This window comes from Thiobacter subterraneus (assembly GCF_055379455.1).
In genome coordinates this window covers 2,669,126-2,687,625 of record NZ_AP042402.1, presented here as the reverse complement: position 1 = coordinate 2,687,625, position 18,500 = coordinate 2,669,126, and the positions used below count along the sequence as shown (strand labels likewise).

Below are 18,500 nucleotides of genomic sequence, written 5' to 3'. Positions count from 1 at the left end.
CGATGCACGACGAACAGATCTGGCAAGCCAAACTCGCCGCGCGCCTTCATGATCCACCGGAGAAGGCGCTGGTGCTGCTGCGCACCCGCGAGGGGCACGAGGGCGGCACGGTGGCGGCCCTGCTCGGGGAAGTCTTCCCGCAGGGGGTGCCCGGCGACATCGCGCGCATCGTCCAGCAGGCCGACCACTGGGCCGCCGCCGCCGACCGCGCGGCCTTCCCGAAGCGGGAAGCCGACGGGCGCCACCCGGCCTGGCAGCAGGTGGTCTTTGCCGAAAACCCGGTGCTGATCCACCCCCTCACCGGCCAGGCGCACCGGCTGCAGCCGTTTGCCGACGACGTGAGCGCCGCCGAGGCCCAGGCCCTGGGCACGGACCATCAGCGCGAGCTCCTGCAACGCGATGCGCAAGGCGGACTTGACTACCGCTTGAGCGCGCTGGCCCTGTGGCGCTTCGGCCCTGGACTGACAGGGGACCTTGCCGAGGTATGGAAGCTGCTGCCCGCCGACAGCCGGGTGCCGGACCACACCATCCACGACCACCTGGACCTTGCCTCGGCCTTTGCCGGCGCGTTTGCGGCCGACCCCAGGGAAGAGCCGGCGCTTCTCGCCGTCTCCCTCGGCCCGGTGCAGGACTTCATCGCCGCTGCGCGCTCCACCTCCGACCTCTGGGCCGGCTCCCATTTGCTTGCGCGCCTGTCCTGGGAAGCGATGCGCGTGATCTGCGAGGCGCTGGGCCCCGAGGCGATCCTCTTCCCGCGCCTGCGCGGCGTGCCCCAGGTGGACGTGTGGCTGGTGCGCGACTGCGGGCTGCCAGTGGAGCGCTTCGATGCCTGCGAATGGCGCACGCGCGGCAGCGACGCCAACCCCCTCTTTGCCGCCGCGCTTCCCAACCGCTTCACCGCGCTGGTGCCCGCGTCCCATGTGGCCGAGATCGCGGAAAAGATTGAGAAAGCCGTGCGCGCCTACGCGCTGGAGAAGGCCAAGTCGGCTTTTCGGCGCTTGCTTGACGTCGCAGGAATCCCAGATCAGCCAAACCTTGACGGCTACACCCAGATCGAGCGGCAGCTCAGAGGCTTCCCCGAGGTGCACTGGGCCGCCGTGCCCTGGTCCCTTGCCTGTGGCGAAAAGGACGCAAATGGCCGCCTGCTCGCCTCGGATGCCAAGCTCGCCGAGGCGATGCAGCCGTTTTTCACAGGCGACGGCAAACCGGGCTGGCTGGGCAGCCGGGCCTGGGCGCTCCTCTCAGGCAAGCTCGAACTCGAAGAGGGCTGGTTCTACCGCCCCAACCCCGGCGTGCTCTATCCCGCGCTACATGAACTGCTGGAGCGGGCGCTGGCTTCGGCCAAGGCCACACGCTGCTTTGCCCAGACCGAGGAAAAAGGCTGGCGCTGCGCCATGACCGGCGAAGCCGAGTGGATCACCACCGATCGCGACCAGCTTCAGACCTCCTACCGCCAGCAGACCGACACCCTCTGGGCCCAAGTGAGTGAGAAGCGGCGCAGTTGGGTCAGGCCCGGCGAGCACCTCTCGGCGCTGCCCATGCTCAAGCGCCTGTGGCCCACGCTCTACATCGAGGAAGTGCGCGAGCTGATCCAGGCCGGGGATGTCGACCGCTTCGTCGTCTCCACCCACACCCTCGCGGTGGCCTCCGCAATCGAGCGCGCGGTTGAAGCAGGCAAAGAACCGGAGCCGGAGATGACAGAGGGCACGCCGTTGGCCCTGCCGCGGCGTCTTGCCCTCAAGCTGCGCGCATCACCGTCGGGCGAATCCTGGCGCCGCGTACCCGGCTGGCTGGAGGCGCAGATGGAGCGTGACGAGGAGGGCGCGGGCGAAGCGGCGCGCCAGCGCCTGGCCCGCATTCTGGGCGCGAAGCCCGACACCTACTACGGGCTGCTGCTCATGGACGGCGACGAGATGGGGGCGTGGCTGTCCGCCGGCGCCGGCAAAACCCTGCCGCTGAAGACGGGCTTTCACCCCACCCTGAAGCAGCGGCTGGACACGCGCTTTGACAGCGATTCGAAGTTCGTCGGCTACGCCAACGAACCCCGCGCGCCCAATCCCGCCTGGCACATGGCGATTTCCGAGGCGCTCAACCAGTTCGCACTGCACCTCGTGCCGGAGATCGTCGAGCGCGCCCATCTTGGCCGCCTCCTCTACGCCGGCGGCGACGACGTGCTGGCGATGCTTGCTGCCTCTGACCTGCTGCCCGCGGCGGCGGCCCTGCGCGCGGCCTATTCCGGCCAGGATCTGACCGCAGCGGGCGGCACGGAGGCCGACACCGTTCGGTTGCAGCGCTTGGACAACGGCTGGGCACAGTTTGGGGGCAGGGTGCTGCGGCTGATGGGCGAGCGGGCCACCGCCAGCGCCGGGCTCGTCATCGCCCACCACCAGGCGCCGCTGGGCGCGGTGCTGCGCGAACTCCGGGACGCGGAAAAGCGGGCCAAGAAACTGCCCGGCAAGGATGCCTGGAGCCTCGCCATCCTCAAGCGCGGCGGCGGCGCGCTCTTTGTTACCGCCCGCTGGGGCGAGCCGCTGCGCCTCTTCAACGCACTGCGCGGGCTGCTTGCGCGCGAGGACGTCTCCCGCCGCGCCGCCTACCACCTGGTGGACTGGCTCGACGATGTGCCGCCGGACCAGCCCGGGATGGTCAAGGCCCTGCTTGCCTACCAGATGCAGCGGCAGTGCGATTCGCCCGCGGCGCGGCAGCAGGTGGCGGCACTCGTGCCACCGCTGGTGGACCTGGCCTTCGACGCCAACCAGCGCCCGCCCACAGTCGAGGCGCTGGAATGGCTGGCCAATTTCATGCTCGCTGCCGAGTTCCTGGCGCGTGAAGCGCGGCACGATCGCAAGACGGAGGACGCATGACTGCCACCGATGCCTTCATCGAAGCGCTGGACGTGCTGAGCCTGCGCGGCAACAAGCTCTTTGGCGACCCGGGCAGCTGGGGCGAGGCGTGGATGCCGCCTGCGCCGTCGGTCGCGGCCGGCGCGTTGCGCTCGCACCTGCTCGCCCAGCGCGGCGTCGAGCTCGCTGCCTTTGCCCAAGGCGCCATAAGTGACCCGCAGGTCGGCTCCCCAGACAAGCCCGGGCCCTTCACCCTGGCCGCCTTCCAGCTTGCGCGCCGCAAGGCCGACGGAGGCATCGAACCGCTCTACCCGCTTCCGGCCGACCTGGTGGTGCAGGAAAAAGCGGGCGAGCGGACAATTGCCCAACTGCAACCGATCCGGGTGAACGCGGCCCTCAGGGGCAGCGCGCCGCTGCCGCTGTGGCCGGTGCTGGCCGAGGGAGCGGAGCGCAGCAAGCCGGTGGGCGGACTGTGGCTCACCGCCGAGGGCCTGCGCGCCTGGATGGCCGGCCGCGCCATCGACCCCGATGCGCACCTCGTAGAAAGCGGTGCCCTGTGGAAACTCGAAGCCCGCGTGGGCGTGGGGCTCGACGCGCACAAGCGGCGCGCCGAAGACGGCAAGCTCTTTTCCCTGCAGGCCATCCACCCCGGGCCCGGCGTGGGATTCGCCGTGCGTGTGCTCGGGGCGGAGCTGCCGGCGGGCATGCTGCGCTTCGGCGGGGACGGCCGCGGCGCGCGCCTGACACCTGCCCGCGTGGACTGGCCTGAGCCCGACTACGAGGCGATTGCCCGGGCTGGCCGCGCGCGGCTTGTGCTCACCAGCCCCGGCCTCTTCGAACGCGGCTGGCTGCCCACCGGCGCGGGCGAGGCAGACCCCAGCCACGGCGCGCCCTTCGAACTAAACGGCGTGCGCGGGCGCATCGTCTGCGCGGCGGTGCCGAGAGCGCAGGTGGTCTCGGGCTTCGATCTGGCGCGCTGGCAGCCCAAGACCGCGCTTCGCGCCGCGCCGGCCGGCAGCGTTTACTGGATCGAGGAGCTCCAGGCCACGCCCGAGGCGCTCCGCAAACTTGTGGCGCGCGGCTTGTGGACGGACGGCGCGTATGATCGCGATACGCGCCGTGCGGAAGGATTCAATCGCGTGATGTTGGCCATCTGGATGAACGATGCGCTCATTCCCACACGGTTCTGATCGGGTAGCGCCGGATCGCCGGATCCGGCGTGACCAGGGTCATGCTTTGTTCGATCGCCTGGCAGATGAGCATCCGGTCGAAGGGATCCCGGTGAATCGGGGGCAGCGCCGCCAGGTGCCGGGCATCCGCTTCGCCGAACGGCAGCGGCCGGATTTGATGTGCGTCGCGCTGGCGGACGAAATGCGCCCAGGCGCCTTCGGGCGCATAAACGGTCAACTTGCCCAGCGCATGTTTATGCGTCGCCTCCCAGACCGACACGGCGCTCAGAAAGACCTCATGCCGGGGATCGGCGAGCAGGTCCCGCATGGCAGGCGTGAGTTCGGGATGGTCCCAGATCAGCCACAGGAAAACGCAGGTGTCGAGGAGCAGCGACACGGATTCTGCTACCGAGCCGGTTTCCAGTCCGGATGCAGCGGGTCCGACGGCTTGACGTCGTACCAATCCCCCAGCGCTTCCTCACTCATCGGCTCGAAGAACTCGGGGCCCACATGCCCCATGCCCTTTGCGAGGCCGATGGGGCGAGGCCTTCGCTGGCTCATGTCGCCCTCGACCGCCACAAGCTTGGCCACAGGCTTGTTGCGCCGCGCGATGACCACGGTCTCGCCGGCCTCGACCTCGGCCAGGTATTCGGAAAGATGCGCCTTGGCCTCGTGTACGTTGACCACCTTCATGACTTTCTCAGCTCAAATATGACCAAGTTCTGGAGATTGTAAACCATGTTCACTCAGCACGCCGCCCTTTTTCTTTACGCTGTGAGCCCCGTGCACATGGGCGCCGGGCAGGCCATCGGCGTCATCGACAACCCCATCCAGCGCGAGCGCCACACCCACCACCCCTGCTTTGCCGGCTCCGGCATCAAGGGGGCGCTGCGGCACGCATTCGCGGCGCTCGCCAACGACAAGTCGCTGCTCGACCGGCTGTTCGGGCCCGAGGCGGGCAGAAGCGATCTGCACGCCGGCGCGGTGAGCTTCGGCGATGCCCAGCTCATCGCCTTTCCCGTGCGCTCCCTCAAGGGCGGCTATGTCTATGCCACCTGCCCGACCGCGATCGAGCGCGCCCGGCGGCTGCTCAGCCTGATCGGCGTGCAGATCACCTGGCCGCCGCTGCCCGAGGTGAAGGAGGGGGAATGTCTGCTGACCAACCGGGCGCTGCTCACGGGTGACCGACTGCATCTCGAGGTGTTCGAATACACGGCAAAGGCCGATGAGAAGCATGTGGTGGCCGCGATCGCTTCTGACCTCGCGCAGCGGGCGCTGCCCGATGGCGAGGCCTACGGCTACTTCCGCGAGAAGCTCAAAACCGACCTCGTGGTGCTCTCCGACACCGATTTCGCCTATTTCAGCGAACACGCAACGCTCGTGGAACCCCACGTGCGCATCGACGACGCCACCGGCACCGCCGATGACGGCGGCCTCTTCTACACGGAAAACCTGCCGCCGGAGTCGCTGCTCATTGCGCCGCTTCTGGTCAGCCGCACCCGCTCGGGCAGGGACGACATCGCACCGGAAGCGGTGATGGGCCACATCAGGGGGGTGATCGACGGCAAGCTGCTGCAGATCGGCGGCGACGCCACCACGGGCCGGGGCCTGGTGGTGGGCAAGGTCGTGGAGGGCTGAAGCGATGGCCACACTCGAACAGATGCGCGCGCAGGATGCCTGGGACAAATCCGCGCGCTACACCGACAAGCACCGCAACTTCGCCAAGGGCATGCCTGCGCTGATCATGAACTCGGGGCTTATGCAGGTGCTCGCCTTCTGTCACGAGAAAGAGGGCGAGCACGAGGAAATCGCCCGCGACCTGCGGCGCTGGCTCAACCGGCGCTTCAACGGCGCCGACAACGATCCGGGCTTCGAGCCCTTCATGCAGATGCTGCTTCGGGCCGGGCCGCGCGAGTACCAGATGATCACCACTGAAGCGCTTGCCTGGCTCAAGTGGCTGCGGCAGATGGCCAGCGCCCGCAAGGGAAGCCAATGAGCCCCGCGATGGGACGGATTTCAGGCGAGCCCGCGCAGGCGCAGGCAGGCCGCGCGGGGGTCGAGGATGGGCAGGCCCCCGACCGCACCAAGCGCAAGCAGCGCCTTGTCGCCGGTGACGAACAGGTCAGACTGTGCGGCAAGGGCCGAGGCGATGATCCAGGCGTCATCCGGATCGGGGACACCGGCTGCAGGTTGGGCCGCGGCATCCACGATGGCGACGAATTCGGTAAAGAAAAGCTCGGCCTGGGCAAGCGCGGCCTCATCGACCTGGAACTTCGTTTTGGCGATGCGCCGAAATTCCGTCATGACCTGCTCGTTGGCGAGCAGCACGCATTCCGCTTCGATCGAGGTCTCCAGGAGCGCAGCGCACAAACCGTGCCCGAACAGGCCCGCGAGCCACACATTGGTATCGACAAAGACCCTCACGAAAACTCACGGAAAAAGTCTTCATCGTCCAGATATCCCGCGCGCTCGGCATACGGACGTAGCAAGGCCTGCGAACGGCGCAGCTCCTGCAAGGCGAGCTGCCGCCGGATGAACTCACGCGCCAGATCGCTCTTCGGGCGGTTGAGCGCGCGGGCCAGGCGCGTCAGTTCACGATCGAGCTTTTCGTCGAGACGGATGGTCAGCGTCGTGGACATGGTTCATCACTCACAGGACAATTGTAAGACATCGTAACACGGGAGATTTCTTATGCCCATCGCCGCAGTACCCGCCTATCTGGGCCAGGACTTCAGGGACGCCTCGCCGGGCATGCGTTTTGGCATGTATCTCGCCATCTGGACTGATCGTCTCGACCAGGAGGCACAAGTCAGAAAGCGCGCCGAAGCCAAAAGCAAAGAAGGCCAGGAGGTGGACGAGATGCTGCGCAGGGAAGGGATGGACGCCACCATCGCCGCGTTGCGTCAGCGGGAGCGGAACCGTCTTCCCGGCCTGTGGGAAAAAAATGATCACGCCGCCCGCAAGGCGTGGGACCACCTCAGGAAACTCTCGCCGGCTGACAAGTCGCTCATGCAGGCCCTCGCCAGGCGTCAGGGGGCCTTGGGAGGCAAGGCACAGGTCTTCACGCTGGAGGCAGAAGCCACCGCCCCCTTCAGCACCGGCCTGGGCAACGAACACCCGCTGGAAAACGGCTTTGCCTTCCTCTGGCCCTATGGACTGCCCTACCTGCCGGGCAGCGGCGTCAAGGGCGTGCTGCGCTGGGCAGCGCAGGAGCTGGCCGATGGCCTGTGGGGTGATACCCGCGGCTGGAGCAGGGAGCCGGCCTATGAGATCGAGGCCCAAAGCGGGAAGGACAAAACCCGCATCCCCCTCTCCGTGCTCGACGTGCTCTTCGGCCGCGAACCGCCGCCGGGCGACTCCAACGCCGTGCGCGGGGCGCTCTCGTTCTGGGACGTGATCCCGCTCATTGCGGGGGATAGCCTCATGGTCGAGGTCATGACGCCGCACCAGTCGCACTACTACCAGATCGACAAGAAGAAAAATCCGCAGCCGCCGCATTTTCAGTCGCCCCACGACAGCGGCCAGCCCAACCCCATCTGCTTTCTCACCGTTCCCCCCGGCTCGCACTTCACCTTCCACGTGGCCTGCGACACGGCGCACCTTGCGCGTCTGACGGCCCACAAACTCGACGGCGCGCCGGATCTGCTTGCCGTGGCCGATGGCAAGCCGCTTTGGCAAAAGCTTCTCGATGCCGCCTTCGAGCACGCCTTCGAATGGCTCGGCTTTGGCGCCAAGACCGCGGTGGGCTACGGCAGCTTCGCAACCCAAGCCATGCGCGACAGACGGCAAGGGGAAATGGCTGCCCAGCCGGCCGCTGCGGAGCCGGCCCCGGCGGTCACGGTGTGGCAGGGCGCGCGCATCAAGTGGAACCGCGCCAACGGCGCCCTCACCGTGGAAAAGGATGGCAAAAGCGCCATTGCCCTCGCGCCGGTATCCGAAACCCTGCTGGCCAGCCTGCCGGACGATGTGCGCCAAAAGATCAAAACCAACCAGTTCGTCCGGGTCACCGCCCATGTGTCGGATGGCAACCTGGTGAACATCGAAACGTGACTGGACCGGCCATTCGTCTCCGATACGCCTGAACCAGATGCTTTACCTCCTCAACTCACCTGTCCTCACCGCCTACGGGCGCTACCGCTTCGAGGGGCCGGTGGATGAGGCGGCAGCCCGCCGCCTCGCGCAAGACGGTTTCACCTCGGCCATCGGCCATGCGGGCGCGGCGGCGCTGTTTTCCCGCATTCTGGGGCGGGAAGTGCCCGTCAACCGCGTGGCCATCGCCATGCAGCCGGGTGATGCCGCCCTTGTCCTGCGCCTGCTCGACCGCCTGCCCGAGGGCGCCGTGCTCGACGAAGCGGCGCTGGCCACCGTGCGCTGGGAACTGGGCCTGCTCACCCGCGAGGCCTGACCCCACTGCACCGCCACGAGGGACCGTGCCATGACAAAACCGCCGCGAACGCTCATCTCCCTGCTCGGCAAAAGCCAGCTCGACAGCCGGACCGGCTATCGCACCGCCCGCTACCGCATGCCGGACGGCAGCGAATACGAAACCGCCTACTTTGGGCTGGCGCTGGCGCAACATCTCGCGGTTGAGCGCGTGCTGCTCCTGGGCACCCCCACCAGCATGTGGGATCTGCTCGTGGAGCACGTCGCTGGCGACGATGCCAATGAAGAGGCGCGCATCGAACTGTTCGAAGCCGTGCGCGCGGGCACGCTGGAGCCATCCCTGCTGCAGTCGCTGACACCCGCCATTGCCCGCAAACTGGGCCGGCCCGTGGACTGCCTGCTCATCCCGCCCAGCAGCGCCTTTGCCGAGCAGCAGCAGGTGCTCGCGCAGCTCGCTGAATGTCTCGCGCAGGGGGAGCGCGTAGCCTTCGACATCACCCACGGCTACCGGCATCTGGCCATGCTGGGGTTGGCGGCTGCCCGTTACCTGGCCCACACCCGGCAGGTAACCGTGACCGGGCTCTACTACGGCGCGTTGGAGATGACTGCCGATGGGTTCACGCCGGTGGTGATGCTCGATGGACTCGCCCATCTGCAGGAATGGTCCGAGGTCTTCGAGGCTTTTGAAGCCAGCGGCGACTTCTCGCGCTTTGCGGCCCTGCTCGAACGCGACGGCTTCACGGCCGAGGCGGCCCAGGCGCTGGAGCGGGCCTGGCAGTTCCTGCAACTGACCAACGTCAGCGACGCCGCGCGCGCCCTGCAGCCGGCATGGCGCGCCCTGCAAGCGCCACTGACCGGCGCCTCCGAGCTCTTCCGTGCACGCCTGCAAAAGGCCCTGCGCTGGTGCCAGGCGGAGCGGCTGTCCGAGAAGCTGCGCCTGCTTGCGCTGCAAAGCCTGGACCGGGGTGACATCCTGCGCGCCACCGTCTTTGGCCTGGAAAGCGTGCTGGCCCGCGAGGTGGAAGCTCGCCGCGGCGACCCCCTGCGCTACGAACAACGCGAAGCCGCTGACAAAGCCTTGCAGGCCGCGCTCAAGAATGACGAACATCCGGACTGGAAGCGCGACGCCTACTGGCTGCTCAAGAACGTGCGCAACGCCTGCGCCCACGGCACGCCACCCACATGGCCCGCGCATGCGGACCTGATGCAAAACCCGGAGCGCCTGCGGCAGGCGCTCAAGGCCACGCTCGACCGGCTCAACACCCCATGAACGACAGCGCCATCCCCCTGCCGGTGGCCCGCTACCGGCTGGAGTTCGAGGTCACCTCGCCGCTGAGCCTGCCGGCCTATGCCGGCTCCACCCTGCGCGGCGCCTGGGGCATGGCCCTGCGCACTTCCGCCTGCCTCACGCGGCAGCCCGTCTGCGACGGCTGCGCCCTGCTTTACACCTGCCCCTACGCCGCCATCTTCGAAACCCGGCCGCCCCGGGACCGGGCGCCGACTCTGCAGGATTTCTCCCAGGTGCCCCGGCCCTACGTCATCGAGCCTCCCACCTTGGGCGAGCGGCTCTACGCCCGTGGCGAGCGGCTTGCCTTTCACATCGTCCTGGCGGGGCGCGCGCTGGAGCACCTCAGACTCATCATCGAGGCCCACGTGCGCGCCTTCCGGCGCGGCGTGGGCAAAGGCGATGGCACGGCGGAGCTGCGCCGGGTGGTGCACGAGGGTCCTCCCGAGCAGGTGGTGCAGGAAGGCGCGGGCGGCGCCATCGCCCCCCACGTTCCCAGCCTGCCCCCGGTGCCGGACCTGGGGCCGGCGGTGGTGCTGCGCTTCCACAGCCCCCTGCGGCTGCAGACCAACGGCCGGCGGGCCACGGCGGGGGAGCTCACCGCCCGCAAGCTGCTCATGGCCCTGGTGCGCCGCGTGGCGCTCTTGGCCGAATTCCACGGCAGCGGGCCGCTGGCGCTCGATTTCGCCGCGCTTGCCCGCCAGGCCGAGACCATCGCCAGCGACACCGCCCTGCGCTGGCAGGACTGGGCCCGCTGGTCCAACCGCCAGCGGCAGGGCATGGCCCTGGGCGGCTATGTGGGGGAATGGCGCCTCGAGGGCGGGCTTGCCCCCTTTGCGCCCTTCCTCCACCTGGGCCAGTGGCTGCATGTGGGCAAGGAGGCCACCTTCGGCCTGGGCGGCTACCGGCTCCTGCAGCCGGCCTGATCCCGCAAGCTTGTCGTCTCCCTCTCGCGTCGGCCTCCCCTCCTAAACTGGCGGCAGACGGCGCAACCCCTGCGCCGCGTCAGTGCGAAAGGAGAACCGACATGCAGAAAACCGCCATCCGCCTTCTTGCCGGCCTCTTCGCCGCGGTCCAGACCAGCGGCTGCGCCACGGCCTCGAAAGACATCGCCGCCCAGTCCGTCTCGCCGCTGCAGTACCAGTCCCTGGATTGCAGCCAGATCAGCGCCGAAATGCAGCGGGTGAGCAGCCGCGCCGCCCAGCTCGCCGGACGGCTGGACGAGGCCGCGGCCAACGACAAGGCCATTGCCGGCGTCGGCATCGTGCTGTTCTGGCCGGCGCTGTTCGCCCTGGGCGGCACCAAGCAGCAGGAAGCGGAGTATGCCCGTCTCAAGGGCGAGTACGATGCCCTGCAGCAGGTCGCCATCCAGAAGAACTGCCCGGGCGCGGTGCCGCCCGCCCCCGCCAACCCGACCGCAGGCTGAGCCATGGGCGAGCGCACCCTGCACCTGGCCGCCTACGACGTGGCCGACGCGCGCCGGCTGCGCACCGCCCTGGAGCTCGCCCGCGGGCACGCCACGGGCGGGCAGCGCTCGGTCTACGAGTGCTTCCTCACCCCGGCGGAACGCAGCGCGCTGCTGCTGGACATGGCCCAGCTCATCGAGCCGGGCGAGGACCGCTTCCTGCTCATCGCCCTGGACCCGCGCGCGCGGGTGCACACCCTGGGCATCGCCGAGCCGCCCGCCGACCCGGACTACTTCTACTACGTCTGACCCATGGCCACCGTCATCCTCGACCACGGCGGCTTTGCCCTGGAGATCCAGAACGACACGCTCGTCCTTCGGCAGGAGGGCGAGCGCCTGAGCAGCGTGCCCCTGAAGATGGTTGAGCGGCTCATCCTCCAGGGCAATGTCCGCCTGGACGTGGACACCCTGCGCCGCCTGGGCGAGGCGGGCGCGAGCGTGCTGTGCCTGTCGGCGCGGCACAGCCGGCGGCTTGCCCTCGTGCTCGGGCCGCGGCACAACGACGCCGCCATCCGCCTGGGCCAGACGGCGCGCGTGACGGACAGGCCCTTCTGCAACGCCTTCGCCCGGCGTCAGGTGCGCGCCAAGCTGCGTGCCCAGGCCCGCGTGCTCGCCGATGGCGAGGCGGCGCGCCCCGACGCGCGCAAACCCCTCACCGACGCGCGCCAGGCACTGGCCGCCGCCCTCGCCGGCCTGCCGGCACAGGCGGACACCGACACCCTGCGCGGCATCGAGGGGGCGGCGGCGCGCGCCTACTTCGCGGGGCTCGCCGCCCTCCTGCCGCCGGCCCTGGGCTTTGCGGGACGCAACCGCCGGCCGCCGCGCGATCCGGCCAATGCCTGCCTTTCCCTGGCCTACACCCTGCTGCACTTCGAGGCCGTGCATGCCGCCCACACGGCCGGCCTCGACCCGATGCTGGGCTTCTACCATCGCCCCGCCTTCGGGCGCGAATCCCTGGCCTCAGACCTCATCGAACCCCTGCGGCCCCGGGCGGACGCCTTCGTGCTCGGCCTCTTCGCCCGCCGTGTGCTGCGCACGGACCATTTCGGGCGGGATGGCGCCGCCTGCCTGCTCACCAGGGCCGGGCGTGAGCATTTCTACCGCGCCTGGGAGGAGGCCGTCGCCCCCCTGCGCCGCGCCCTGCGCCGCGAATGCCGCCTGCTCGCCGCCGCCTTCCGCCGCGCGGGTGAGCCGTGGCTCGCCGACGCCGCAGAGGAGGACACGCCGTGAGCGGCCTTCCCGCCTTCCCCCTGCCGCTCTACCTCACGGACGCCGGCTGCGAAGTCGTGACCAGTGACGGCATCGCCCTGCGCATGCGCGCACCCGGCCGGTCCGAGCGGCGGCTGCCGCTCGCGCGCGTGAGCCACATCGTCAGCCAGCGCGAGGTTCGCTGGGAAAGCGCCGCCCTCATCGACTGCATGGCGCGGCGCATACCCGTCACCTTCACCGACGGGCGCGGCCAGGTGCTGGGCTACCTCCTGCCGGCGCGGGGGCGGGAGCGCGACCTTGACGCGGCCCTGGAAAGCCTGTTCGACCGCACGGACGGGCGCGCCATCTACGACACCTGGCTGCGCGCCGAGAAAAACCGCCTCTGGCGCGAATGGATGCGCGCGGCGAAGAAGCGGGGCGAGACCCCCAACAGGGGCCTCGTGGACGCCCACATGCACCGCACCGTCTATCGCCACGAGCCGCTCATCGCCCTCCCGCCCTGTCTGCGCGAGGCCGTCGCCGGTTGCGTGGCGGCCTGGCTCGCCGGCCGCGGCGCCAGCCTCCGCTACTGGGATGCCGAAGGCCACGCCGTCGAACTCGCCCGCGACCTGGCGGGCTGGCTTGAACTGGCCTGTGGGCTGGAGCTGGGCAGCCTGGGACAGCGCCTCGGGGAGGACGTGCAACTGCAGCTCACCCTGTTCCACCAGCGGGAACTGAAATTCGCCATCCGTGCCTCGGGTGCGCTGGCAAGGCTGCACCGGCGCGCGCTGGGGGCGCTCGAGCCATGGCGCTGAACGAAGTGCGCAACTGGCTGGTGGCCTACGACATCGCCCAGCCGCGGCGGCTGGCGCGTGTGCACCGCTACCTCACCCAGACCGGCGTGCCGGTGCAATATTCCCTCTTCGGCGTCACCGCCAGCGCGCGGCAGATGGAAAGCGTGCGCGACGAACTGGCCGCCCTCATCGACCCAAAGGCTGACGACGTGCGCATCTACCTGCTGCCGCGCGCGCCGCGCCTCGTCACCCTGGGACGGCCGCTTTTGCCTGAGCAGGCCCTGCTGCTGGGCGCGGGGACCTTGTGGACACCGCCGGCGGCAGGGGGCCATGACCCCCTTCACGGGCGGCGGCAGACGGAGTAAAGTTCGGTTTGCGGGCCCTGCCGCCCGGGTCCTTTCGGAGGCGTTTTTCGGATGACCGGAATTTTCGTCAACCCCCTTTGCAAGGTGTTGATGGAAAAAGGAAATTCGGAGCTTGCCCTCTGAACACATGCCCTGATCTCAAAGGGATTAAGACACACCCGGTCACCTGCGACAAGGCCGGTCACGGTCTCTGAACACATGCCCTGATCTCAAAGGGATTAAGACATCGCAGGTCGACGCAGACCCCGCCGCACTCTTCTCTGAACACATGCCCTGATCTCAAAGGGATTAAGACGATTGTTGGCCGAGAAGGCATAGCAGACCGTCCTCTGAACACATGCCCTGATCTCAAAGGGATTAAGACGTAAGCCCTCCGCATGGGCCTTGGAAGCCTGAGCTCTGAACACATGCCCTGATCTCAAAGGGATTAAGACCGGAATCGCCGATCGGGGTGGCGGTTTCATCCGCTCTGAACACATGCCCTGATCTCAAAGGGATTAAGACTGGACTGGGTGACCGTGCCGCCCGCGCCGGTGCCTCTGAACACATGCCCTGATCTCAAAGGGATTAAGACGCGGTGGTGAAGATGGGCCCGTAGGCCCACGTACCTCTGAACACATGCCCTGATCTCAAAGGGATTAAGACAAGCCCCGAGGCGCGGGCCGCCCGCACATGCCTCTGAACACATGCCCTGATCTCAAAGGGATTAAGACAGGAAGCTCCAGGGAGTTTGATGCAGACCCCGCTCTGAACACATGCCCTGATCTCAAAGGGATTAAGACCTCGCGCGGCGCTGGGCAACGATTTCACCCCAGCTCTGAACACATGCCCTGATCTCAAAGGGATTAAGACAGAAAAACACTAGCTACCAAGAACTTCCCTTTGACTCTGAACACATGCCCTGATCTCAAAGGGATTAAGACACACGGTGACCGGGGTGTCATCTTCCAGCCCGCCTCTGAACACATGCCCTGATCTCAAAGGGATTAAGACAACTCAGCTAAACCGACTTCGAGCCGATACCCCCTCTGAACACATGCCCTGATCTCAAAGGGATTAAGACAGCTCCTCCAGGAAATCCATGATGGGGCGCGTTGCTCTGAACACATGCCCTGATCTCAAAGGGATTAAGACCGGGCACTGCGCCTCTTCGTGCGCAACGCGCACCTCTGAACACATGCCCTGATCTCAAAGGGATTAAGACGATGCGTGTCGCATGGAATGCGTGCACAAAGCACTCTGAACAATGCCCTGATCTCAAAGGAATCCAGACGCGGTCTTCCGAGGTTCTGAGCCACGTTCGGAAAACACAAGGAAGAGACGGCGGGAGGAACTTTTGGCAGGCCGCCAGGGGCTTGGCAGGCATGCCGGGGGCCTGAAGGACCGTTGAAGGGATCGCCCGGCAAATCCAATCCAGGAAAAGCGCTCGGCGGTGGGCGGCGGCCTGTCCCGGCTCAGCCCAAACCAACAGGTGGGGAAGTCAGCCAACAGAAGCAAGCTGCGCCGACGGCGGATCATGGCGCTACCGTTCAGACTCAGCCGGTCGGTCGGCCTACGGGTGTCACCCAGACCCAGGGGATGGGTTTTGGCAAGCCGCCGGTGACGCATCAGCCGCAGGGGCAGCCCTCTGAGGGGCCGTTCAGCGGGACACCCGGAAAATCCAATCTAGGGAAAGCGCTCGGTGGCGGGCGGCAGCCCGTCCCGGCTCAGCCCCAACCAACAGGTGGGGAAGTCAGCCAACAGAAGAGCGACGCGCCGCCGCCGAGAGGGAGGTAAGTGATCAAAGACAGCGATACTCATCTGCATCGCCGTTGTAAATATCAAAATGTTCGCTCGGCTCCCACCGTGGCTTTTCCCGCTTGAGCGGAACCCGAATCTCCGCCATCAACGCCGCCCTTTCCTCCGGCGTCAGCCGCTTCAGCCGCTCGATTTCGTTGCGCGGCAGACCCTGTTTCTCAAGCTGGTCCCATAGCCCGTGGATGACTGCCCACTCCACGGTGGGGCGGCGCTCCTCGATCGGCTTCTGACGGTTGGCGAACAATACCAGGATGCCGATGACAGCGAAAAACACAGGCACCCATTGTGCATGGGGTTTTACGGACCCCATGCTCGCCACGGCGAACAGGAACATCATGTACGCCGCGACAATGGCCCAACCGCGGAACCGCCTGTGCAGCGGCTTCCAGCCCAGGAGGAAGAGGGCGAGCATCGCTGCCGCCACGATATAACCGGTGAGTGCTTTGTCCATTTTTTAGGCTCCTTTATAGATAATGCCCCTTAGGGCTGTTCGTCCTCCCAGTTTTCGACGCGCAGGCCGTCCACACGCTGAAACTCGCGTATATTCCGCGTAACGAGCGTGAGCGAGCGGGAACGGGCTTGCCCCGCGATCAGCACGTCGTAGCCGCCAATTGGCGTACCCTGCGCAGCAAGCGCTGCCCGTATCTCTCCAGCATGCCGCGCGTCTTCCTGATCAAAAGGGACGACCTCAAAGAGGAGCGCATCAACGATGGCCAAATTACGGTCGCGCCGCAGGCTCTTGTAGGCGCCAAAGTAGAGTTCATGCAACACGACGGCGGACAGACCAATGTCGCTTGGATGATACTGTCGCAGGCGCCGCGCAACATGGCTGGCCGAGTCGTTCAGGACGGCGATCACCGCGTTGGAATCGAGCAGGAAGCGCATCAGCGGAAGAGCCTATCCAGTTCCGGCCGTTCCTGCGGTGCGGATTGCTCCGTAGCCGACTGCCTGAAGTCGGCATCGACCGGACCGGTAAGCGCATCGAGCCAAGCCCAGTCGGTCGGGATGGGTTCGAGAATGACTGCGGCCCCGTGCCGGCGAATCCGTACTTCATTACCCTCGAATCGAAACTCCTTGGGCAGGCGTACCGCCTGGGATCGGCCAGACCAAAATACCTTGGCTTTCTCCATGATTGACCTCCACTGATAGCTATCAAAAAGATATACCATTGTTGGAGGAAAATCAACCGCTTCATGCGCTGCCGAGCCCCATCGTTTTCGCAACGCGATCCAGCCGGTCGTCGCAGGTCATCAGGCGCGCGCCATGCCGCTGCGCCAAGGCGAGATACAGCGCATCGCACACCGTCAGCCCGCAGGCTTCCGCCAGCGCACAGGCGGAGACAAGCAAGGGAGCATGCGGCTCGATGCGCACCGGCAGGGAGGCGATTGCCCCGATGATCTCCCTGGCCTCCCCGGAAGACAGCTCGCCGCGCCGTCTCTTACGCGACAGCACGTTGGCGGCCTCGGCCAACATCAGATCCCGGGGCGAGGACAACGTCCGAGCCGTGCATGGCCCGGTTCAGGGCCGCCTCGATCCCGGGATGAAGCGGCCCGTCCGGGACGAAGAGGCGCACGACGGCAGATGTATCGACAACCCAGATCACCGGGCCCGATCCGCCCGGACATCCTCAACGGTATCGCCGACAGTTCGCGGTGGGTTCACGCCCCCAATCCGCCTGCCGCTCCTGGGACCGTTGCTGGCGCCCGGCCGCCCACGGATGTTCGTGGTATTGCCTGTGGAGCCATGCCCTGATCCCAAAGGAGTGGCCATGCGCCGGCTTCCAGAAGCCCCGACGGCGGACGTCCCGGCCCACGGCCGGCGCGGTGCCGCAAGCTTGTGGCAGCGGGATGCGCGAGCGCCCGCGGGCACCATTTCAGCCGCGCCGCAGGCAGTCACCCGCTGCCGCGGCGCGCGTCTTCGTTCACCCTAATGGAGGAAAGTCATGCGCCTGCTGCTTGCGGTCCTGCTGCCGTGGCTCGCGTTCTTTACCATCGGCCGGCCGGTCGCCGGCGTCATTTGTCTGGTGCTTCAGATCACGCTGCTGGGCTGGCTGCCGGCGGCCATCTGGGCGGGGCTGGCCGTAAACCGGCATTACGCCGAACGGAAAATCGAGAAGGCTCTGGCGGCCCGGCGCACGGCTGGCCAGGACGCCAGGGCCTGAGCGCCGCCACCCCCACCCCGGCCCTCCCCCGTCGAGGGGGAGGGGGCTGTGGGAGGGGCTTCAGCCGCGATGACCGGCATTCCGCCCCGCCCGCACCCAACGGGGGAAGGGGGTGTGGGAGCGGCTTCGGCCGCGATGAGAAAAGCAAAGGCCCGATGCCATCGGGCATTCGCCAGCCGTTGTGTGCCCCCCGCCTTCAGGCAGCTGCAGACACCGTGACCACGTTGAAGCTGATCACTTCCTTGTTCCCCTCAGTGTCCACATACTGGAATTCGACATCGGGGTAGCGCAGGGTGGCCATCGCGGCGGCGACGCTGATCACCTTCGTGCCGCCGGTGATGTCGAGCACCACCTCGCCGGGGTCGTCGGAGTCTTCGATGATTTCCTCGAACACATGCAAAAGGTCGTCGAGCTTGTCAAACTCGACCTCCCGGGCAATGACCTCGACCCCCTCCAGCCCGAGAAAGAAGCGCAGCATCTGCTCGCAAGCCTCGCCGTCGCCCTTGGTTTGCGGCGAGACGAGCAGCACGATTTTGCGCAGCCGCGGCACATGGGGCACGATCCCGCGCAGCAGTTGCTCCCAGGGAAAAAACGGGTCGAGTTTTTTCATCACCTCGAGCGCTTCCTGCAGACGGCCCGGCTGGAAGCGGTGCTCGGCTCCTGCGCCCTTCTTTGGACGCAAGGTGTCGTCCTGCCAGCTCCACTTTGGGGTCGAGACCACCCCCACGAAGATCGCCCGCGGCCGCACCTCGTTCGCGCGCCGGATCTGCTTCGTGCGCAGCATCAGCGCGGGAGCGGTGTAGACCAGCAGCGTGACGGCCAGCAGCAGCACCACCACGGCGAATGCGAACAGGAAAAGGTCCTGGCGTGACAGCCGGTCAAAGCCCGTCACCGTCCATTCCCTGAGGTAATCGGCAACCCAGCTCGTGGCCACCGGCAGCACCGCAAAACCGAGGATGGGTTTCCAGGCAAGGCGCAGCCAGTCGCGCAGCGCGCGCGCCGCGCGTCGGCGGCGTTTGCCGGTTTTCCCAAAGTCAGACATGGTAGTTG

Annotated in this window: 23 protein-coding genes and 1 CRISPR repeat array; of the genes, 14 read left to right on the top strand and 9 right to left on the bottom strand. The window is 67.2% G+C overall.

From position 1 onward, the window contains the following. Positions 1-2: 2 nt before the first annotated feature. Positions 3-2,864 (top strand): type III-B CRISPR-associated protein Cas10/Cmr2, encoded by a 2,862-nt coding sequence (gene cas10 / locus ACZ42P_RS13285; RefSeq protein WP_464898012.1) that lies wholly within the window; start codon positions 3-5, stop codon positions 2,862-2,864. Beyond that, positions 2,861-4,033 (top strand): type III-B CRISPR module-associated Cmr3 family protein, encoded by a 1,173-nt coding sequence (locus ACZ42P_RS13280; RefSeq protein ID WP_464898011.1) that lies wholly within the window; start codon positions 2,861-2,863, stop codon positions 4,031-4,033. The genes cas10 and ACZ42P_RS13280 overlap by 4 nt, the downstream gene beginning before the upstream one ends. Here the strand turns inward: ACZ42P_RS13280 and ACZ42P_RS13275 are convergent. Beyond that, complete coding sequence (locus ACZ42P_RS13275) at positions 4,014-4,409, bottom strand: type II toxin-antitoxin system VapC family toxin (protein ID WP_464898010.1); 396 nt, start codon at positions 4,407-4,409, stop codon at positions 4,014-4,016. The genes ACZ42P_RS13280 and ACZ42P_RS13275 overlap by 20 nt on opposite strands. A gap of 8 nt (positions 4,410-4,417) precedes the next feature. Further along, on the bottom strand, positions 4,418-4,705 hold the full coding sequence (locus tag ACZ42P_RS13270) for a type II toxin-antitoxin system Phd/YefM family antitoxin (protein WP_464898009.1): 288 nt from the start codon (positions 4,703-4,705) through the stop codon (positions 4,418-4,420). Positions 4,706-4,750: 45 nt separating this feature from the next. Here ACZ42P_RS13270 and cmr4 point away from each other — a divergent pair, with 45 nt between their 5' ends. Beyond that, positions 4,751-5,650, top strand: a complete 900-nt coding sequence (gene cmr4 / locus ACZ42P_RS13265; RefSeq protein WP_464898008.1) for a type III-B CRISPR module RAMP protein Cmr4 — start codon at positions 4,751-4,753, stop codon at positions 5,648-5,650. Between the two features lie 4 nt (positions 5,651-5,654). Then, a complete protein-coding gene (gene cmr5, locus ACZ42P_RS13260) occupies positions 5,655-6,008 on the top strand; it encodes a type III-B CRISPR module-associated protein Cmr5 (protein WP_464898007.1) in 354 nt (117 codons plus the stop codon). Between the two features lie 20 nt (positions 6,009-6,028). On the opposite strand, the gene ACZ42P_RS13255 is transcribed toward cmr5, so the two are convergent. Continuing rightward, positions 6,029-6,436, bottom strand: a complete 408-nt coding sequence (locus ACZ42P_RS13255; RefSeq protein WP_464898006.1) for a putative toxin-antitoxin system toxin component, PIN family — start codon at positions 6,434-6,436, stop codon at positions 6,029-6,031. After that, positions 6,433-6,651 carry a CopG family ribbon-helix-helix protein gene (locus ACZ42P_RS13250; protein ID WP_464898005.1) on the bottom strand — a complete coding sequence of 73 codons (219 nt, stop codon included), beginning with the start codon at positions 6,649-6,651 and terminating at the stop codon, positions 6,433-6,435. Before ACZ42P_RS13250 ends, ACZ42P_RS13255 begins: the two co-directional genes overlap by 4 nt. 52 nt (positions 6,652-6,703) lie before the next feature. Between ACZ42P_RS13250 and cmr6 the strand changes: the two genes are divergently transcribed. From cmr6 to cas2, 9 genes are all read left to right on the top strand, one after another. Then, positions 6,704-8,062: a type III-B CRISPR module RAMP protein Cmr6 gene (cmr6, locus tag ACZ42P_RS13245; RefSeq protein WP_464898004.1), complete on the top strand. Its 1,359-nt coding sequence runs from the start codon at positions 6,704-6,706 to the stop codon at positions 8,060-8,062. 37 nt (positions 8,063-8,099) lie between these two features. After that, positions 8,100-8,417: an STIV orfB116 family protein gene (locus ACZ42P_RS13240; protein ID WP_464898003.1), complete on the top strand. Its 318-nt coding sequence runs from the start codon at positions 8,100-8,102 to the stop codon at positions 8,415-8,417. Between the two features lie 30 nt (positions 8,418-8,447). Further along, positions 8,448-9,665 (top strand): TIGR02221 family CRISPR-associated protein, encoded by a 1,218-nt coding sequence (csx2, locus tag ACZ42P_RS13235; protein ID WP_464898002.1) that lies wholly within the window; start codon positions 8,448-8,450, stop codon positions 9,663-9,665. Next, positions 9,662-10,606, top strand: coding sequence for a CRISPR system precrRNA processing endoribonuclease RAMP protein Cas6 (cas6, locus tag ACZ42P_RS13230; protein ID WP_464898001.1), 945 nt, complete (start codon positions 9,662-9,664; stop codon positions 10,604-10,606). Before csx2 ends, cas6 begins: the two co-directional genes overlap by 4 nt. Positions 10,607-10,707: 101 nt before the next feature. Beyond that, a complete protein-coding gene (locus tag ACZ42P_RS13225) occupies positions 10,708-11,106 on the top strand; it encodes a hypothetical protein (RefSeq protein WP_464898000.1) in 399 nt (132 codons plus the stop codon). Between the two features lie 3 nt (positions 11,107-11,109). Continuing rightward, a complete protein-coding gene (locus ACZ42P_RS13220; RefSeq protein ID WP_464897999.1) occupies positions 11,110-11,394 on the top strand; it encodes a CRISPR-associated endonuclease Cas2 in 285 nt (94 codons plus the stop codon). 3 nt (positions 11,395-11,397) lie between these two features. Then, positions 11,398-12,375, top strand: a complete 978-nt coding sequence (gene cas1, locus ACZ42P_RS13215; RefSeq protein ID WP_464897998.1) for a CRISPR-associated endonuclease Cas1 — start codon at positions 11,398-11,400, stop codon at positions 12,373-12,375. Beyond that, a complete protein-coding gene (locus tag ACZ42P_RS13210; RefSeq protein ID WP_464897997.1) occupies positions 12,372-13,148 on the top strand; it encodes a CRISPR-associated endonuclease Cas1 in 777 nt (258 codons plus the stop codon). Before cas1 ends, ACZ42P_RS13210 begins: the two co-directional genes overlap by 4 nt. Beyond that, entirely contained in the window at positions 13,139-13,492 is a 354-nt protein-coding gene (cas2, locus tag ACZ42P_RS13205) for a CRISPR-associated endonuclease Cas2 (protein ID WP_464897996.1), read from the top strand. The genes ACZ42P_RS13210 and cas2 overlap by 10 nt, the downstream gene beginning before the upstream one ends. A 117-nt stretch (positions 13,493-13,609) precedes the next feature. Further along, positions 13,610-14,696: a CRISPR direct-repeat array (repeat unit 37 nt; unit sequence CTCTGAACACATGCCCTGATCTCAAAGGGATTAAGAC). A gap of 576 nt (positions 14,697-15,272) precedes the next feature. Here the strand turns inward: cas2 and ACZ42P_RS13200 are convergent. From ACZ42P_RS13200 to ACZ42P_RS13185, 4 genes are all read right to left on the bottom strand, one after another. Beyond that, positions 15,273-15,740: a hypothetical protein gene (locus tag ACZ42P_RS13200; protein ID WP_464897995.1), complete on the bottom strand. Its 468-nt coding sequence runs from the start codon at positions 15,738-15,740 to the stop codon at positions 15,273-15,275. A 29-nt stretch (positions 15,741-15,769) separates the two neighbouring features. Beyond that, positions 15,770-16,174 (bottom strand): PIN domain-containing protein, encoded by a 405-nt coding sequence (locus tag ACZ42P_RS13195; protein WP_464897994.1) that lies wholly within the window; start codon positions 16,172-16,174, stop codon positions 15,770-15,772. Next, the gene (locus tag ACZ42P_RS13190) at positions 16,174-16,419 is read right to left on the bottom strand and encodes an antitoxin (protein ID WP_464897993.1); all 246 of its coding nucleotides are present in this window, start codon (positions 16,417-16,419) and stop codon (positions 16,174-16,176) included. The genes ACZ42P_RS13195 and ACZ42P_RS13190 overlap by 1 nt, the downstream gene beginning before the upstream one ends. A 61-nt stretch (positions 16,420-16,480) precedes the next feature. Further along, positions 16,481-16,762 (bottom strand): type II toxin-antitoxin system VapC family toxin, encoded by a 282-nt coding sequence (locus ACZ42P_RS13185; protein WP_464897992.1) that lies wholly within the window; start codon positions 16,760-16,762, stop codon positions 16,481-16,483. 469 nt (positions 16,763-17,231) lie between these two features. On the opposite strand from ACZ42P_RS13185, the gene ACZ42P_RS13180 reads away from it, so the two are divergent. Further along, positions 17,232-17,450 (top strand): YqaE/Pmp3 family membrane protein, encoded by a 219-nt coding sequence (locus tag ACZ42P_RS13180; protein ID WP_464897991.1) that lies wholly within the window; start codon positions 17,232-17,234, stop codon positions 17,448-17,450. A 196-nt stretch (positions 17,451-17,646) separates the two neighbouring features. On the opposite strand, the gene ACZ42P_RS13175 is transcribed toward ACZ42P_RS13180, so the two are convergent. Beyond that, on the bottom strand, positions 17,647-18,492 hold the full coding sequence (locus ACZ42P_RS13175) for a hypothetical protein (RefSeq protein WP_464897990.1): 846 nt from the start codon (positions 18,490-18,492) through the stop codon (positions 17,647-17,649). Positions 18,493-18,500 lie beyond the last annotated feature (8 nt).

Excerpts from the sequence above, each read along its gene's own strand:
- cas10 (WP_464898012.1), top strand. The coding sequence starts at position 3 with ATGCACGACGAACAGATCTGGCAAGCCAAACTCGCCGCGCGCCTTCAT.
- ACZ42P_RS13280 (WP_464898011.1), top strand. The coding sequence starts at position 2,861 with ATGACTGCCACCGATGCCTTCATCGAAGCGCTGGACGTGCTGAGCCTG.
- ACZ42P_RS13270 (WP_464898009.1), bottom strand. The coding sequence starts at position 4,705 with ATGAAGGTGGTCAACGTACACGAGGCCAAGGCGCATCTTTCCGAATAC.
- cmr4 (WP_464898008.1), top strand. The coding sequence starts at position 4,751 with ATGTTCACTCAGCACGCCGCCCTTTTTCTTTACGCTGTGAGCCCCGTG.
- cmr5 (WP_464898007.1), top strand. The coding sequence starts at position 5,655 with ATGGCCACACTCGAACAGATGCGCGCGCAGGATGCCTGGGACAAATCC.
- ACZ42P_RS13250 (WP_464898005.1), bottom strand. The coding sequence starts at position 6,651 with ATGTCCACGACGCTGACCATCCGTCTCGACGAAAAGCTCGATCGTGAA.
- cmr6 (WP_464898004.1), top strand. The coding sequence starts at position 6,704 with ATGCCCATCGCCGCAGTACCCGCCTATCTGGGCCAGGACTTCAGGGAC.
- ACZ42P_RS13240 (WP_464898003.1), top strand. The coding sequence starts at position 8,100 with ATGCTTTACCTCCTCAACTCACCTGTCCTCACCGCCTACGGGCGCTAC.
- csx2 (WP_464898002.1), top strand. The coding sequence starts at position 8,448 with ATGACAAAACCGCCGCGAACGCTCATCTCCCTGCTCGGCAAAAGCCAG.
- cas6 (WP_464898001.1), top strand. The coding sequence starts at position 9,662 with ATGAACGACAGCGCCATCCCCCTGCCGGTGGCCCGCTACCGGCTGGAG.
- ACZ42P_RS13225 (WP_464898000.1), top strand. The coding sequence starts at position 10,708 with ATGCAGAAAACCGCCATCCGCCTTCTTGCCGGCCTCTTCGCCGCGGTC.
- ACZ42P_RS13220 (WP_464897999.1), top strand. The coding sequence starts at position 11,110 with ATGGGCGAGCGCACCCTGCACCTGGCCGCCTACGACGTGGCCGACGCG.
- cas1 (WP_464897998.1), top strand. The coding sequence starts at position 11,398 with ATGGCCACCGTCATCCTCGACCACGGCGGCTTTGCCCTGGAGATCCAG.
- cas2 (WP_464897996.1), top strand. The coding sequence starts at position 13,139 with ATGGCGCTGAACGAAGTGCGCAACTGGCTGGTGGCCTACGACATCGCC.
- ACZ42P_RS13200 (WP_464897995.1), bottom strand. The coding sequence starts at position 15,740 with ATGGACAAAGCACTCACCGGTTATATCGTGGCGGCAGCGATGCTCGCC.
- ACZ42P_RS13195 (WP_464897994.1), bottom strand. The coding sequence starts at position 16,174 with ATGCGCTTCCTGCTCGATTCCAACGCGGTGATCGCCGTCCTGAACGAC.
- ACZ42P_RS13190 (WP_464897993.1), bottom strand. The coding sequence starts at position 16,419 with ATGGAGAAAGCCAAGGTATTTTGGTCTGGCCGATCCCAGGCGGTACGC.
- ACZ42P_RS13185 (WP_464897992.1), bottom strand. The coding sequence starts at position 16,762 with ATGTTGGCCGAGGCCGCCAACGTGCTGTCGCGTAAGAGACGGCGCGGC.
- ACZ42P_RS13180 (WP_464897991.1), top strand. The coding sequence starts at position 17,232 with ATGCGCCTGCTGCTTGCGGTCCTGCTGCCGTGGCTCGCGTTCTTTACC.
- ACZ42P_RS13175 (WP_464897990.1), bottom strand. The coding sequence starts at position 18,492 with ATGTCTGACTTTGGGAAAACCGGCAAACGCCGCCGACGCGCGGCGCGC.